We start from the raw sequence: 1,551 nt of genomic DNA on the forward strand, positions 1-1,551 counted from the left end.
GCGCTGAGCACCTTGTCGAAGCTTATGCCGTCCTTGCTGCCGAAAGCGTATCCGGCGCTGACCGTACATGTCAGGGGACGGGTTTCGGTCGCGATGACGCGCGCGGCGAAGGCGGTGCGTATACGCTCGGCGATGAATTCCACCGTTTCGGGCAGGGTGCGCTTCAGAACCAGCGCGAATTCCTCTCCGCCCATGCGCGCGGCGACATCGGTCGGGCGAAGGTTCTCGACCAGTTCCTCGGCAAACACTTTCAGCACCTGATCGCCCGTGGCGTGGCCGAATTCGTCGTTGATGGCCTTGAAGCCGTCGAGGTCGAACACGACCACAGCCGTGAAAGCCCCGATCGGAGCGCCGCCATTGAGGTCGAACAAAGCGCGACGATTGAGCAGGCCGGTCAGCGGATCGGTCAGCGCATCCAGACGGTGATGCCGAGCCAGACGGCCTTGGTTGAGCGCCAGCGAAAGGGCGCCGATACCGGTCATGCTGGCGATGACCACGACGAGGCTCAGATCCTCGGCCCAGTTGCTGGGCGCATGTCCGAGGACAAGCTTCCCATCCCATGCAAGAGCCATGGCACACAGCACAAAGGAAATGCCGGTGGTCGAGTAGAGCACGGTAAGGCCGATGATCGGGACAGGGGCTTCCGCGCGCCCGATCCAGTACTGATAGGCCGTTGCAAATAGAAGCAGGGCGGCGAGGAAATTTTCGAACATGAAGCCGAGCCCGTCATAGCCGAGCGCCATCGGCGGCAGCGCCAGGGCCAGCGAGATGCAGCTGCCGAGAACCGTCAGCGGGATCGGCGACCGGCCGCTCCTGAACTGGTAGGCGGCGCCCAGCATGGTCGAGAACCCAACCAGGAGCAGAGCGAACGTCGCGATGCCGAGAATGCGTCCGGGCGTCTCGATATAGTCCTTGTAGATAACAACGTCGCCGACGATCAACAAAGCGCTGATCGCCCATGTCAGCAGAAACTTTTCAGTTCGCGCGGTCAGCCAGATGCCGAACAATGTCAGGCTCAGGCAGGCGGCGGAAAAACCGACAGCCAGCAGAAGTGAGTGGTAGTCAAGCGACATGCCCTAACCCGCGGCTGCCTTAGCTCCGCGGATTCATGCAGCAAGTAGGTATCGATAAGGTTACGACGGCGGTGAAGGTGTCACAATTCGAGATCGTCACCCTGTGACGCGTTTCATCAGCGCCATGGCGCCGAACGGTGCGCGGACCTTGCCCTCGGTGATGAAGTAGACGAACACATCACGCGGTTTTACCGCTGCGTCGGTCGAGGGGTCGACGCGCGGCAGGTCGACTGGCGCCTTGCCTTCTGACCAGGTTTTGGCACGCGCCGCCCACTCATCGAGCCCCTTCGGCGTGTAGCAGTCGGGATTGTCGTCGCTGCCGGTCTGCAGCCGCGCATAGATGAAATCGCCGGTGATGTCGGCGATCCCTGGATATTTGGCGTGATCGGCATAGACGATCGCGACCTTGTATTTGCGCGCCAGGGCGGCGAATTCCGGCACGACGAAGCTGTCGTTGCGCACCTCCACCGCATGGCGC

At 62.0% G+C, this 1,551-nt stretch carries 2 protein-coding genes; both read right to left on the reverse strand.

Annotated features, from left to right (window positions below; genetic code table 11):
- Positions 1–1,073, reverse strand: a 1,073-nt coding sequence (locus EOA85_RS34975) for a GGDEF domain-containing protein (RefSeq protein WP_164760121.1), incomplete at its 3' end; no start/stop codon positions are given.
- Between the two features lie 96 nt (positions 1,074–1,169).
- The coding region (locus EOA85_RS34980; RefSeq protein ID WP_164760122.1) for a DUF72 domain-containing protein at positions 1,170–1,551 on the reverse strand (382 nt) is incomplete at its 5' end.

Origin of the sequence: Mesorhizobium sp. M5C.F.Ca.IN.020.29.1.1 (assembly GCF_003997375.1) — a bacterium.
GTDB classification, from domain to species: Bacteria; Pseudomonadota; Alphaproteobacteria; order Rhizobiales; family Rhizobiaceae; genus Mesorhizobium; species Mesorhizobium wenxiniae.